The organism is Runella sp. MFBS21 (genome assembly GCF_029433105.1).
Lineage (GTDB): Bacteria > Bacteroidota > Bacteroidia > Cytophagales > Spirosomataceae > Runella.
The window spans coordinates 157387-171886 of sequence record NZ_JARNTW010000012.1 but is presented as its reverse complement, the minus strand read 5'-3'; the positions used below and the strand labels follow the sequence as shown (position 1 = coordinate 171886).

The 14500-nt window shown below is 42.5% G+C and carries 9 protein-coding genes; 4 read left to right on the top strand and 5 right to left on the bottom strand.

All coding sequences use genetic code 11. From position 1 onward, the window contains the following. Window positions 1-24 precede the first annotated feature (24 nt). Entirely contained in the window at window positions 25-2142 is a 2118-nt protein-coding gene (locus P1X15_RS21200; RefSeq protein ID WP_277340132.1) for a Tex family protein, read from the bottom strand. A gap of 163 nt (window positions 2143-2305) precedes the next feature. Here P1X15_RS21200 and P1X15_RS21195 point away from each other — a divergent pair, with 163 nt between their 5' ends. The 3 genes from P1X15_RS21195 to P1X15_RS21185 all read left to right on the top strand — a co-directional run bounded on the left by P1X15_RS21195 (window position 2306) and on the right by P1X15_RS21185 (window position 7483). After that, a complete protein-coding gene (locus P1X15_RS21195) occupies window positions 2306-5299 on the top strand; it encodes a TonB-dependent receptor domain-containing protein (protein ID WP_277340131.1) in 2994 nt (997 codons plus the stop codon). Between the two features lie 19 nt (window positions 5300-5318). Then, complete coding sequence (locus P1X15_RS21190; protein ID WP_277340130.1) at window positions 5319-6302, top strand: phosphotransferase; 984 nt, start codon at window positions 5319-5321, stop codon at window positions 6300-6302. Between the two features lie 206 nt (window positions 6303-6508). Further along, window positions 6509-7483, top strand: a complete 975-nt coding sequence (locus P1X15_RS21185) for a nucleoside hydrolase (protein ID WP_277340129.1) — start codon at window positions 6509-6511, stop codon at window positions 7481-7483. Window positions 7484-7549: 66 nt separating this feature from the next. On the opposite strand, the gene dnaG is transcribed toward P1X15_RS21185, so the two are convergent. The 4 genes from dnaG to P1X15_RS21165 form a co-directional block, all read right to left on the bottom strand. Next, window positions 7550-9610: a DNA primase gene (dnaG, locus tag P1X15_RS21180; RefSeq protein WP_277340128.1), complete on the bottom strand. Its 2061-nt coding sequence runs from the start codon at window positions 9608-9610 to the stop codon at window positions 7550-7552. Window positions 9611-10192: 582 nt separating this feature from the next. Further along, window positions 10193-11416, bottom strand: coding sequence for a dipeptidase (locus P1X15_RS21175; protein WP_277340127.1), 1224 nt, complete (start codon window positions 11414-11416; stop codon window positions 10193-10195). Window positions 11417-11440: 24 nt separating this feature from the next. After that, window positions 11441-12625 carry a DUF1343 domain-containing protein gene (locus P1X15_RS21170; protein ID WP_277340126.1) on the bottom strand — a complete coding sequence of 395 codons (1185 nt, stop codon included), beginning with the start codon at window positions 12623-12625 and terminating at the stop codon, window positions 11441-11443. 23 nt (window positions 12626-12648) lie between these two features. Continuing rightward, window positions 12649-13065 (bottom strand): lysozyme inhibitor LprI family protein, encoded by a 417-nt coding sequence (locus P1X15_RS21165; protein WP_277340125.1) that lies wholly within the window; start codon window positions 13063-13065, stop codon window positions 12649-12651. 147 nt (window positions 13066-13212) lie between these two features. On the opposite strand from P1X15_RS21165, the gene queG reads away from it, so the two are divergent. After that, complete coding sequence (gene queG / locus P1X15_RS21160) at window positions 13213-14118, top strand: tRNA epoxyqueuosine(34) reductase QueG (RefSeq protein ID WP_277340164.1); 906 nt, start codon at window positions 13213-13215, stop codon at window positions 14116-14118. Window positions 14119-14500 lie beyond the last annotated feature (382 nt).

Sequence of the window (14500 nt, the reverse complement as noted above, 5' to 3'; positions counted from 1 at the left end):
TGATGCACAAGCCTATACAGTCCATTATAACTTCATACTCAACGCAATACGTTTTCGGTTTAAGTCTACTTCTACGACTTTTACCGTAACGTGCTGTTGGAGTTTGACCACTTCATTGGGGTCTTTAATAAATCGATTGGCCATTTGGGAAACGTGAACAAGGCCATCTTGTTTGACGCCAACATCCACAAATGCTCCAAATGCCGTAATGTTGGTCACAATACCGGGCAGCACCATTCCTTCGTGCAAATCTTCAGGCTTACGAACACGGCTATCAAACTCAAAAGCCGAAATGGGAGCCCTAGGGTCGCGTGAGGGTTTTTCCAATTCCTTCATAATATCCTGCAAGGTAAGTAGCCCTGTAGTGGCACTTACGTATTTTTGAAGATTGATTTGGCGACGTAGTTCTGGCTTTTTCATCAATTCGGCCACGGTAGTTCCCAAATCTTTCGCCATTTTTTCTACTACCGGATAGCTTTCAGGGTGTACGGCGCTATTGTCGAGGGGGTTGGTGGCGTTGTCGATGCGCAAAAAGCCTGCTGCTTGCTCAAACGCTTTACCGCCTAAGCGTGGTACTTTCATGAGTTGCTGACGCGATTTGAAGTCTCCATTTTGGGCGCGATATTCTACGATATTTTTGGCCAACGATGCTCCCAATCCCGAAACATATTGAAGTAAATGTTTACTGGCAGTGTTGAGATTGACCCCAACAGAGTTTACACAACTTTCCACGACAGTATCTAGTGCTGTTTTAAGCATTCCTTGATTCACATCATGTTGGTATTGACCTACTCCGATGGATTTGGGGTCGATTTTTACCAATTCGGCGAGTGGGTCCATCAAGCGGCGGCCAATCGATACGGCACCCCGTACGGTTACGTCCTTGTCAGGAAACTCGTCGCGGGCTACTTCGGATGCCGAATAAATCGATGCACCTTGCTCCGATACCGCAAACACACTGATGTTTTCTTTGCCAAGACGAGGCAATATGTTTTTGATGAAATCTTCCGTTTCGCGGCCCGCTGTACCGTTGCCAATAGCAATGGCGTCGATTTGATGCTTTTGAGTTAGATTTTTGATTGCAGCTTCGGCTTCCATTGCTTTATCAAATGGATAAATGACAGTATCGGCGATAAGGTTGCCTTGCGAATCTAAGCATACCACTTTGCAGCCCGTGCGATAGCCAGGATCTATGGCCAAAACTCTTTTTTGACCAAGTGGCGAGGCCAAAAGAAGTTGACGGAGGTTTTCGGCAAATACCTGAATAGCGTAGCGGTCGGCTTTTTCTTTGGAGCTATTCGAAAACTCCGTTTCGATGCTAGGCTTGAGCAAGCGTTTGTAGGCATCCGATACAGTGAGTTCTTGTTGGTCTTTGCAAGCTGGTAGCCCTTTCACAAACAATCTATCCAAAAAATCAATAGCCATGTCTTCATCGGGCGAAATATCAATGCTCAATATGCCTTCTTCTTCACCACGACGGATAGCCAAAAGGCGGTGAGAGGGGATTTTGTTGAGTGGTTCGCTAAAGTCAAAATAATCGCGGTATTTGGCGCCTTCTTCTTGTTTGTTTTTCTTGACTTTCGACGAAACGTAAGCCGTCCGTTCAAAAGCATAGCGGATTTTATTTCGTGCGTCAGTATTTTCTGAAATCCACTCGGCCATGATGTCGCGCGCGCCTTGGAGTGCTTCGTCGATAGTAGACACTTGGTCATTGAGAAATTGTTCGGCTTTGCGTTCAGGATTGCCTTCTTTGCCCGCAAAAATCAATTGTGCCAACGGCTCTAACCCTTTTTCAATGGCCATACTGGCGCGGGTTTTACGTTTGGGCTTGTAGGGGAGATAAATATCTTCTAGGGTTTGTAAAACGTAGGTGTTTTCGAGTTGTTTCTGAAGTTCAGGCGTCAACTTTCCTTGTTCTTGAATGCTTTTTAGAATAGCTTCTCTTCGTTTTTCAACTTCTTGAAACTTCTGGTATTGTTCTTTGATGGCATTGATTTGGACTTCATCGAGCTGTCCGGTCATTTCTTTACGATAGCGTGCGATAAACGGGACGGTAGCACCTTCGTCAAAAAGGGTGATAGTATTGTGGGCTTGGCGTTCGGTGATTCCCACCAATGGAGCGATAAATTGAGCGGCGGTCATTAAATTGGATTAATTGGTGACGATAAGGATTACAACGACCAAAGTCGAAATCCTGTATTTTGGGGTTGCAAATAAGCAAACGGCTGAGGAATGCTGCAAGCAATTTTTAAGTTAAAAAAATCTAATACTATCAATTAAGCGTATATTCAAGCAAAAAACAATAATGCAAAATCGATTTTTATTTTTCGTGCTTCTGACTTTGGGGGGGCGCTTTGTACATGCCCAAACATCGCTCGAAGTGACAGTGAGTAGCTTACTTTATAAAAAAACATTAAGAGGAATTAAGGTTTATCTTCAAAGTTCTAGTCAAGCGTCTATCGATTCAACAATCAGCGATAAAAATGGGATAGCTTTGTTTCCCAAGCTTGAAGCAAATGAAAAATATCGAGTTTTTACAAAAGTAACTGATGAGTTTGATGCTAGTGAAATAGTAGGGGTCTCTTTAGAAAACAATCAAAAAACTACTTTGGCATTTACCTTACCGGCACGTCGGCAGACTGTATTAGAAGAAATTATCATCACAGATGTTCGCTCGGCCAAGCTCAATGTGCAGAATGCGGAAGGTGCCTCGGTGATTGGTAAAAAAGAACTTCAAAGTTTGCCTATCGAAGGGCGCGATATTACACGAGCACTTGTAAGGCTCCCCAATCTGTCGGTATCAAGTTTAGGATATGCCGAAGCCCCCAATGTAAGTATCAATGGCATCAACGGGATTTATACCAATTACCTCATTGATGGTATGGACAACAATGAGCGTTTTTTAGGAAACGTAAAATTTAATGTACCCGTAGGATTTACAGAATCAATTCAGGTCTTAACCAACAACTACTCGGCAGAGTGGGGGAATACTAGCAACGGGATTGTAAATGCGACGACTCGTTCGGGAAGTAATCAGCTGACGGGCGAAGTTTTTTATCTGACTCGTCCAGGTTCGGTCATAGATGCCAAATCACCCTATCCTACGCTTGATTTGTCGGGCAATCCCGTCAAAGATGGTTTTCAGCGGCATCAATTGGGAGTGGGAATTGGCGGTGCTTTGAAAAAAGATAAGACGTTTTTTTATGTCAACTTTGAACAGACCTATGATAAGAAGGACAATTTGCTGCGGGTGCCACAGCTCAATATCAACGAAATAGTGACGGGGCGCAATAGTTTTTCATATTTTTCCACTAAACTAGACCATAACTGGACTCCTTCTTTCAAATCAAGTGTACGTGTCAATGTAGGAAGTTTTGATATTGCTAGGCAAGGGGGTGGTTTGGAGGGAGGTATTATTTTTCCTTCAGCAGGTGCCAAAATCGCCAACCGTACTTATCTCGTTGCTTTGAAAAATAGCTATGTCTTAAAAACAAACTTAACAGGAGAAACCAACTACCAAATTTCGATGTTTCGCTGGAACTATCGTCAGCCCGACAATCCTACAAGTCCCTCAGTGACAGTGCAAGACCCTAGCGGAACGGCCTTTGCGACTTTGGGACAAACGGGCGCCATTTTTGATGATTTTGAGCATACACATCATCTTCAGCAAAAATTTACCTTACGTAGCGGACGCCACACTTTGAAAGCAGGAGGGGAGTTTATTTCTTCAAATTTTTCACTTTTGGGAGGAGGCAATCAATACGGAACTTATACCGTGAGATTGACACAAGCTCAGTTGGATGCGCTAAAAGCAAGGAATTTAGGTTCGGCATTGAGTATCAATGATATACCAAGGGATGTTTCGGTACGCACTTATGACGTCGAACTAAGGCCTACTACTTTTGGAGCACGTCAAAATGTAGTGAGTCTTTATTTGGAAGATACTTGGAATGCTACCGACCGTTTGAAGATAGCATTGGGACTGCGATACGACTATGATAATTTATCCAAGGGAGGAGGTACTAAAGGTGATTTCAATAATGTAGGGCCGCGATTTAGTTTCAATTATCAAATACATCCGAAGTGGGTAGTGAGGGGAGGATATGGGTTGTTTTATGACAAAATCAAATATTCTATTTATAGCGACAATCTACAATTTAGTAGTAATTCGGCCGACTTCAAAAAACAATTGGCAGAACTTCAGCGCCTAGGAGTACTTGACCCTACTGCCAATCTTGACCGTATTACATTTCCAGGAAATATTAGGGCCACGGCTTCCAACGTAACTTATCTGGCGGGACCTTCTTATGAGCAATTGCAAGGGCGTAGAAATGAGCAGTTTAGTGCCAATTTGCGCGTTATGAACCCCAATGGATTTCAAAACCCTTATGCACATCATGTCACGCTAGGAGTACAGCACAAGCCGGCTGCTGCTTATCTTTTGTCGGTCGATTTGGTACATGTTGCGACCAACAATCTTTTCATAATTCGAAATCTTAATGCGCCAACCCCATATCCTTTTACGAGCGATAAAGATGTGAAAACCAGAACTGTAGCGCAGGGAGATTTGACTCGTCCTGTACCTATTCGCTCAGATAGTAGAGGGGCTTATGCGGTAGCAGGCAGAGATACTTTAAGGGGGATTGCGCGGAATGTATTTATGACCGAAACATCGGGTATTACTCGTTATTATGCCGCTAATTTTGCTTTTCAAAAGCTCAAAGGAAATGACAAATATGCGTATCGGTTAGGCTATACGCTTTCTTCTATCAAAGGCAATGCGGGCGAGAGTATCAACGTTAGAGCACAAGACGCCAACAATTTTGATAACGAATACGCTTATCATAGCAATGACCGACGCCATATCATCAATGCCATGTTTGCCTACTATCCTTGGCCAAGTTTGATGATTTCGCCCGCGATTCAGCTTCAAAGTGGACAGCCCATTACGCGTTTGGCCGATGCCAAAGTCTTTGGAACTACTGATTTGAACGGTGATGGAGAGAGCTTTGGGTATTCGGCGGACTACTATCCGGGCGAAAAACGAAACAGCGACCGATTGCCCTGGTACAAAGGCGTAGATGTGACTGTCAGATATACCATTTATATCAAAAACAAACCTCGTTTAGAATTTGAAGGAGATGTATTCAATGTGTTCAATACGCTCAATTTGTCTGGTTTCAATGCTACTATCGGGGCTAGCAATCAGTTTCAAGTAGGACCTATCGGAACTCCTTTGGTAGTGAGAGCCGCTGGCCCTCCACGTCAGTTTCAATTTGGATTAAGATATTTGTGGTAAAACTTTCAAAACATCTTTTATGCACTTAGATATTGCGCAGCCGCAGCTTCTGGAAGATTATTTAAAAACAAAAAATTGGCTCAAAGAAAACGAGCAGATTCTTATCTTGGAAAAGCCTGGAGAAGGCAATATGAACTATACTGTACGCGTGCGTACCCACGACCGTACTTTTATCGTGAAGCAGTCGCGGGCGTATGTCGAAAAATACCCTCAAATAGCCGCGCCTGTCAATCGAGCTATCATTGAGGGGCGATTTTATGAGCAAATCCAACCATTTGCAAGCCTCAATGAGCTAATGCCTCAGTTGATTGGGATGGATGAAGAAACCAATATTCTGGTATTGGAAGACTTAGGGACGGCTAGTGATTACACCTTTTTATACCAACCCAACCAAACTCTGAGCTTGGCTGAAGCGGAGGCTTTGGCACATTACATCGCGATGCTTCACCGACTGACCCGTAAAGAAACAATCGACGAATCGTTTGCCAATCGTGAAATGCGCGCTCTAAATCACGAACACATTTTCCAGTATCCATTTATGTTAGAAAATGGATTTGACTTAGATACCATTTCGTCAGGACTTCAGATGATATCTATGGCCTATAAAGTAGATGAGACACTCAAGCAAAAAATCAAAGAGTTAGGTTTGGTTTATTTGGCAGATGGTCGCTGCTTGCTACATGGCGATTTTTATCCGGGTAGTTGGCTCAAAACCCTCAATGGTGTCAAGGTGATTGACCCAGAGTTTTGTTTTTATGGCCCTGCTGAATTTGACCTAGGAGTGATGACAGCCCACCTCATGATGACTAAGCAAAGCGAAGAGGTGATTCGTAAAGTATATCAAGCCTACGGAGACATCAAAAACCCTCAATTGGTAGATCAATTTACGGGTATTGAAATCATGCGCCGATTGATTGGACTGGCGCAATTGCCTTTGACATTGAGTTTGTTGGATAAAGAAGAATTATTAGAAACAGCCTACGAGCTTATCATGAAGCCCTAATCACTGAGTGTTATTTCAATACATTAAGTGTTCGAGCACAGGTAACACTATATGTGCAGTTGGCCATTAATTATGTTGAATATCAGTGGCTAAAGCCCTTGAAGTGTCGTTGATATTTCTTATAATATTAATCGATATTAAACGTGTCTAATAATCAGAACAATTAACTGTGCGTAAGCATTTAGTTTGCCTTTTTCTTAATATCTATGAATAAATTATTGGTGCTTTTTTGCTTTATATCCACTCTTACTTTTGCCCAAAAAAAGGTGTGGCTGGATACGGACTTGATGATTGGATTGCCAGAGCGTGCTCCCCGTGAAGTAGACGATGGTATCACATTGATGATGGCTCTTCAGCATCCTGATAAAATCAATTTGGTAGGGATTAGTACCATTACGTATGCTGATTATGGCTACGAAACTGCCCAAAAACTTCTTAGATGGTATAGTCGTGGCAAAACCATTCCGGTATATAAAGGCTCTGATAAAGCCAACGACATGGGAACCGAAAATGACGCCACGCGGGCGTTGGCGGATGCATTGCGAAAAGAGAAATTGACGATTTTGGCGATAGGGCCTTTGACCAATATCGCTACTCTTCTTAAAAATCATCCTGAACTGGCTTCTCAAATTGAAGAGGTGGTGGTATGTGCGGGGCGTACTCCGGGCTATTCGTTCAAGCCTGGCCTCGAAAAAATCACGGTTTTTGATTACAACTTTGAGAAAGATGTAGAATCATTCCGAACGGTGCTAGATGCGGGAGTAAAGATGGTGTTGTCGGGTTTTGAATGTAGCGTGTATTTATTTTTGGGAAAAACGGATTTTGAATTTCTCAACAATCGTTTCCAAGGAGACAAATGGGTGTATGATCAACTTACTCCTTGGGCCTTGCGTGGCAAGAAACTGTTTGGTATTGAGGGGTTTATACCTTATGATGTCACCCCATTGGGACATATTACTCATCCTGAGTTTTTTAAATATTACAAAGATATACCCGTCCAAATCAACGTTAAAAAGAATGATGCTGCCTCAGGAATTGGGGGTGTTCGGCCTGATGAAAAAGCGTTTTTGGAAGTATCCTATGATTTTCAATCCAAATGGAAGGTAGACTACGCTTATAAGACTTTGCCGGGTTTTGAAGAGATTTTGATAGAATCTCTCAAAAGAAAGTATGTGAAATAAGTAAGAGCGTTAGAGCGTAGTACCGTTTGTCCCCAAAAAACAGTTTTGGGGACAAACCATTACTAATCAATATCCTGGCACTACAGTGCCTAATTCTTTCGCTGCCAAGTCGTTGATGTTTTTATAGAATTTATATTGTTTCTGAATCTCCATGATTTGCGCAAATTCTTCGTCGGTATTGCCCGTGATTTTACCCATTTGATTGAGCAAATCCTTCATCTTATCGCCTGAGTAGGCCATCTTAAATCGTAAGATTTTCTTAAAAGCGATTTCGTGGAGTAAATCCTCGTCGGAAGGTACCCAAATCTCGTGTTTTGACCAGTTTTCGCTCAAGTAATGCTTACTTGTACAAAGGTCAATCGTAAAGCTCTGAATGTCAGGGTCAAGATGGCTCAGAAAATAGTCAGTAGAAGGTACTTCTCCAAAACTAAAACGCTGACGAAAAATATTAAGAATCAAATCAAAAAGCTGATTTTCAAAAGTAATTTCGCCGATTTCGTGAAGCAAGTATCGACATACCGAAATACCCGGTTCGAGTTCTGTTTGTCCGTACAAAATCAGTAAACGAACAAAAGCTTGTTCCTGAAAGTAAAGCCTTGCTTTGAACAAATCCTTAGGAGGCTCGTGCTTTGAAACGGGAGTTTCGGCAGGAAGCGACTCCGTGGGAGGGGCGTCAGTTACCAATATACTAAACTCTTCTTCTATGAAATTCTCAGAAAAAGAAAATGGGTCAGGTTCGGGATTGAAGCGGGGTTTTTCTTTGCTTTTGGGAGGTTGTGAAGGTTTTTCGGTATTTTTATCACGTTGTTGGCGCAAGTGCTTATTCCCTTCCGAAATGAGCGTTTGTTCGTCCATTTTCATCAATTCGGCGGTGCGCTTAAAGAAAATTTGCCGCTTGATGGGATCAGGGATTTTGGTGATGCTAGTCACAATATCGTTGATAGCTTCGGCGCGTTTGAAAGGATTGTCGCCAGCTTCTTTGAGTAGCATCTCGGTCTTAAACGTAATAAAATCTTTGGTGGCCCGCTTTACGTGAGCCTTAAAACCTTCGGCCCCCACCTTATAAACATAGCTATCGGGGTCTTCGCCATCGGGCAAGGTGACTAGACTTACATTGAGGCCTTCTTCGAGCACCATGTCGAGTCCACGCAGAGCCGCTTTGATACCAGCCGCGTCGCCGTCGTAGAGAATGGTGATATTTTGGGTAAAACGCGCAATGAGTTTGATTTGGTCTTCGGTCAGAGAAGTGCCCGATGAAGCGGCTACATTTTGAATCCCTGCTTGATGCAGCGAAATAACATCGGTATAGCCTTCTACCAAATAGCAAACGTCTTCTTGACGGATAGCGTTTTTGGCCTGATAAATCCCGTATAGAATTTTACTTTTATGGTAAACATCCGTTTCGGGCGAGTTGATATACTTGGGTTGGTTTTTATCGTTGGTCAAAATACGCGCCCCAAACGCAATCACTTTTCCGGATACATTATGAATCGGAAAAATCACGCGCCCCCTGAAGCGGTCATATACGCGGGCTCCCCGTTGGGAATCATTGTCTTTATGAAGAGCCAGTCCTGCTTTTTCGAGAAGTTGGGGATTGTAGCCTTTTTGCCCCGCCTCCTTGGTGAGTCCGTCCCATTCATTGAGGCTATAGCCTAGCCCAAATGATTTGATGGTGAGGTCATTGAAGCCCCGATTTCGGAAATAACTTAGTCCAATCGATTGCCCTTCCTCGTGCTGAAAGAGGAGTTTTTGATAGTATTGTTGGGCAAAATTGAGGATGATATAAAGACTATCGCGCTCATTTTGACGTAGTACTTCCTCGGGTGTTTGTTGCTCTTCTTCAACTTCGATGTGGTATTTCTGGGCCAAATGCCGAAGAGCTTCACCGTAGCTTATTCCCTCAATATCCATCACAAACTTGACGGAGTCGCCAGCGGCACCGCAGCCAAAACACTTATATATCTGTCTTACAGGGTTGACATTGAAAGAAGGCGTTTTTTCATTGTGAAAGGGACAACAAGCGATGTAATTGGCCCCTCGTTTTTTGAGCGACACAAAATCCCCAATCACCTCTACAATGTCGGCGGTTTGTTTGATTCGGTCGGCAGTTTCGTTGTTGATACGCATGGGGCAAAGTTACAGGATTAGTCAATTTGAAAATGAGTTAATTTGAAAATTTGAAAATGGGGAATTATACCCCGTAGGGGGCTACATATCGGTAGGATATGAATTTGAAAATGGGGAATTATGCCCCATAGGGGCTACATATCGGTAGGCGAATTTGAAAATGAGGAATGATACCCCGTAGGGGCTACATATCGGTAGGCGAATTTGAAAATGGATAAATTATGCCCCGTAGGGGCTATACATCGGTAGAAATGAAAATAATTTCTGCATCGCCAACCTTTCGGGACGCTTGTGCGTCATTCCTATAAAACGCCTTAGTGGACAATTCAAACCCTTTATCGTTGATTTTTTACGGTTTAACTAATTTATCTGGATTGTCTTTTTGGTACCTATTAATTTCGTTCAAAATTACATACAGCTATGACTACATCTCTTAAAAAACAAATCGCAGGATTCCTTTTTATTATAGGTGGCTTGACACTCCTTTCTGTGCTGATACTTAGTTAGTTTGAGGGTTTGTTGCTATCTAAAAATCCCCGCGAACCATCGGTTCTGCGGGGATTTTTTATGAATTACTAATTGTTATATTTTGGCATTGGCAATGGTTTGTTTCCACACACGCCATACATTTCGGTACATGATGTTGGCGATATCATCTTCGGAATAGCCGCGCTTGAGTAGCACATAAATAAGATTGGGATACTGCGACACATCTTTCAAGCCCGTAGGGAGGCTATCGCCCACGCCGTCGTAATCTGAGCCGATACCTACGTGCTGAGTATTGCCAGTGAGTTTTACGACATGGTCAATGTGGTCGGCTACGGTTTCAACATCCGCAAACAAAACAGGGTTTTCTTTTTGGTATTGTTTCAAAAACTCTTCGGTGGCGGGGTCGCCATATTTGAGTCCTTTTTCTTTCAGCATCTTTCCAAATTTCTCTTGCAATACTTGAACTTGGTTGCGGTAGTTTTCGTCCAAAAAGCTAGAACCAAAATTGATTTGAATGACTCCCCCTTTTTTCGCCATTACCTTAATCATATCATCCGACATATTTCGCTTAAAAGTAGGCGTAAAATGCCGACACGATGAGTGCGAGGCTATCACAGGTACCGTCGAAAGCTCCACGGCTTGGTAAAACGAATCGTCTGAAATATGAGACACATCTACCATGATACCAACGCGGTTCATTTCTTTGATTACGTCTTTTCCGTAGGCGCTGAGTCCTTTGTGGGTGTAAGTAGTATCGTAAGAGGAGTCGCAGATATGATTGTCTTTGGCGTGGGTAAGCGTCACATAACTAATCCCTTTTTGACGAAAATAAGCCACATCCGAAAGTTGAAGAAGAGGCGCACCGTTTTCCATTCCCATCGGGAATGAAATAATACCTTTCTTGAAGTTGGCGTCGGCTTGTTGGGGTGTAGTCACCACCGCAAATTTATCAGGGTGCGCTTTTGCAATTCCTTTCACCATCGTGATGAGCGAATCAGCCAACTGTTTGGCTCCTCCCGTTTCTTGATAAGAAGAAGGAATATAAATAGACATAAAAGGAACCGAAAGCCCTCCTTTTTTGGCGCGTTCATAATCAAAATCACCGTCTTTGGTGCTAATAGGAATCCCGAGGTATTCACGCTCTAGGCGAAAGTTTTTGATTTTGAGGCGGTAAGGCAAGTCCACGTGTCCATCCGTAAGGATGTATTTATGAGCAATTTTGTCAGCTTTTTGGCGTAGCTGTTCGTCAGATTCTTGGGCATTTAATGTGGATGCCGTTAATAGTATTCCTAATAATAAAGAGAAATATGGTTTCATGATGAAGTGATGATTGTGTTTGGTTTATGGATATAATAGATATTTTTTTCTCATTTCCTTGAAGGTTTGTAGCTCTTTTTGCCAAGTAGCTACGATTTCTTTTTCGGTTTTTCCAGCGATTATCATCGTACGGATGCGGTCGGTGCCTGCTAATTTATCAAAGAAAGCAGGGCTTGTGAAAAAGTTATTTTTGTCAGGCGCTTTTTGGTACATCCCAATAACATATTTGAGCGTCAGACCTTCTTTATAAGCGTTGATTTTGGTCAAATCTAAACCATAGCATACTTTCCCTTCGTTGGGGGGATTGATGGCTCCTGGCTTATCAACGGGCGTAAAGGTATATTTTCCATAACTAGGACTCGTACCACCAATGACCTGAAACTGAGTATCTGTGCCTCGGCCCACGCTGATTTCGGTACCTTCAAATAAACAAATCGAAGGGTACAGCAAGATGGATTGGCGGTTGGGGAGATTGGGAGACGGGGCTACGGGTAAGTCATACACCATTTTGTGGTTGTATTTCTGGCAAGCGATTACTTTCAAATCACATTTAGCATTTTTGGCGAGCCATCCCTCTCCGTTAATCATTTGGGCTAATTCGCCCGAAGTAAGGCCGTGCACAATAGGAACGGGGTTCATTCCTACAAAAGAAGCAAACTTTCGATCTAAAACGGGACCTGCTACATAGTGACCATTGGGATTGGGGCGGTCGAGCACAATACATTTTTTACCATTTTCGGCGCAGGCTTCCATCACATAGTGCATGGTGCTAGGATAGGTATAATAGCGCACGCCTACATCTTGGATGTCAAAAATAACTACGTCGATGTCTTTGAGTTGAGCAGCAGAGGGTTTGCGATTGGCGCCATAGAGAGAGGCAATCGCCACTCCTGTTTTGGTATCTACCCCGTTGGAGATTTTTTCACCTGCACTTGCGTCTCCTCTAAAACCATGCTCAGGAGCGAAAATAATTTTGATTTTGATCCCCAAACTCAACAGACTATCTGCCAAATGCTGTCGATTAGAGAAAATAGTGGTATGATTGACGACCAAGGCTACGTTTTTACCCTCCAAATCTGGTAAATAGGCGGCAGTGTTTTCACATCCCAAAATAGGTTTTTGGGCATGGAGAGAACTAACACCTAACATGCAAACTATGAGGAGAATTTTAGAGTAGGATGTCATTTGAGGAAAAATAATAAAGCGCATTTTTGATAAGTGCTGAAATACAGTTAGTTGTTGAATAACTCTAAGTAGCTTTTAAGCGTAAGCGCACGTTTCTTGACAATTTCAAGCCGTTCATTGACGGCCATTGGAAGGTACATTGTCCCCTCCATAGATTGATAAATGGTACCTTGGGTTTTAAATTCTAAATCACGGTATTCAATCCATTTGCGTTGCGAGGCTAGTAAAGCCGCTTTTTGAGTCGCATTCAGCTGTAGGTTGAGCGCTTTGTAGTTTTTGTTGAGTTCGGCATCCCATTTTTTGTAAGCTTCATCAAGGCATCCAATCATATCCTGAGTAGAAGGGTTTTTGTCCATACAGTTGTCGAGGCTTACATCGATAGGGTGACTTTCTGGGGTTTGTTGAGAAAAAGATACGGCAGCCATTGAGAGAGAAAAAACCAATGTGCTAAAAAAGATTTTCATAGGAGGAAAGGTTGAAGGAAATGACTAAACACTACAAATAAACAAGATTCTGTAACTTTGTCAAAGATTCTTGTTTCAATAAACCACTCTTCGCACGTGACAATCGACGATTTTACCCGCCAAAAAAGAAGCCAACTCATCAAATCAATGGCAGAGGAGTTGGGTTTTGAGGCGTGTGGGATTTCGACGGCCACTTTTTTGGAGGAAGAAGCTCCGCGCCTTGAAAATTGGCTTTTTCAGCATCGACACGGAGAGATGCACTACATGGCCAATCATTTTGACAAACGGCTCGATCCACGCCAACTTGTAGAAGGGGCACGCTCCGTCATTTCAGTCTTGTTTAATTATTACCCCGAAAAACGCCTACCTGAAGGCGAAAATGACCTCAAACTTTCTAAATATGCGTACGGCACCGATTATCATTTTGTGTTGAAAGACAAGCTCAAAGCATTAGTACATAAAATCCAAGAAGAAATAGGGGAGGTAAATGGACGTATTTTTGTGGATTCGGCTCCTGTCATGGACAAAGTGTGGGGGGCCAAAAGTGGCTTGGGATGGATAGGCAAGCATTCTAATCTTATTAGTCGTAAAGTGGGCAGTTTTTTTTTCATTGGAGAAATCATCTCTGATTTAGATTTATGGCCCGACCATGCCATCAAGGATTATTGTGGTAGCTGCACTCGCTGCGTAGATGCGTGTCCTACGGATGCTATTGTGGAACCTTATGTGGTAGATGGGAGCCGTTGTATTAGTTATTTTACGATTGAACTCAAAGAAGCGATTCCCCAAGAAGTAAAAGGCAAATTCGAAAACTGGATTTTTGGCTGTGACATTTGCCAAGATGTATGTCCTTGGAATCGTTTTGCCAAACCTCATCAAACGTCTGAATTTCAACTGCCTTCCGCTTTAGAAGGGTTTACAAACAATGACTGGCGTGAAATCACCGAAGAGGTATTTAAAGAACTCTTTCGCCGCTCGCCTCTTAAGCGTACCAAATGGGAAGGCTTAAAACGGAATATAGATTTTGTGGTAGAAGGTAATAAAAATAAATAACCGTAAGACAAGATCCTACGGTTATCTTCTTAACCTAAACTAAATCGTATGAGAATTCTTTAATGTTGTAAATCAGAGTGATAAAACAGGGATTTGATAACTACCGCACTTTATATATCTCCTCTTCCAAATCCTGTGCCAAAATTCTGCAAAAAAAACGAACGAGAAATCACCCGTTATGCGCCATTTTTCATGACTTTTTCAGGGGCAAAACTACCATTTCCCCCATATCTTGGGGGATTTGAATTATTAGATTTTTTTTAAGATTTTAATCATTCCCATAAATGATGGTAGCTAAAAATGAGGGATAAAACGTATAAAAATTCCCCTCAAGAGTACTTTGGGAAAATTTAGAAATAGAGTTTTTCGGGAAAAATGCTTT

Excerpts from the sequence above, each read along its gene's own strand:
- P1X15_RS21175 (WP_277340127.1), bottom strand. The coding sequence starts at position 11,416 with ATGAAACCATATTTCTCTTTATTATTAGGAATACTATTAACGGCATCC.
- P1X15_RS21195 (WP_277340131.1), top strand. The coding sequence starts at position 2,306 with ATGCAAAATCGATTTTTATTTTTCGTGCTTCTGACTTTGGGGGGGCGC.
- P1X15_RS21185 (WP_277340129.1), top strand. The coding sequence starts at position 6,509 with ATGAATAAATTATTGGTGCTTTTTTGCTTTATATCCACTCTTACTTTT.
- dnaG (WP_277340128.1), bottom strand. The coding sequence starts at position 9,610 with ATGCGTATCAACAACGAAACTGCCGACCGAATCAAACAAACCGCCGAC.
- P1X15_RS21170 (WP_277340126.1), bottom strand. The coding sequence starts at position 12,625 with ATGCGCTTTATTATTTTTCCTCAAATGACATCCTACTCTAAAATTCTC.
- P1X15_RS21190 (WP_277340130.1), top strand. The coding sequence starts at position 5,319 with ATGCACTTAGATATTGCGCAGCCGCAGCTTCTGGAAGATTATTTAAAA.
- P1X15_RS21165 (WP_277340125.1), bottom strand. The coding sequence starts at position 13,065 with ATGAAAATCTTTTTTAGCACATTGGTTTTTTCTCTCTCAATGGCTGCC.
- queG (WP_277340164.1), top strand. The coding sequence starts at position 13,213 with ATGGCAGAGGAGTTGGGTTTTGAGGCGTGTGGGATTTCGACGGCCACT.
- P1X15_RS21200 (WP_277340132.1), bottom strand. The coding sequence starts at position 2,142 with ATGACCGCCGCTCAATTTATCGCTCCATTGGTGGGAATCACCGAACGC.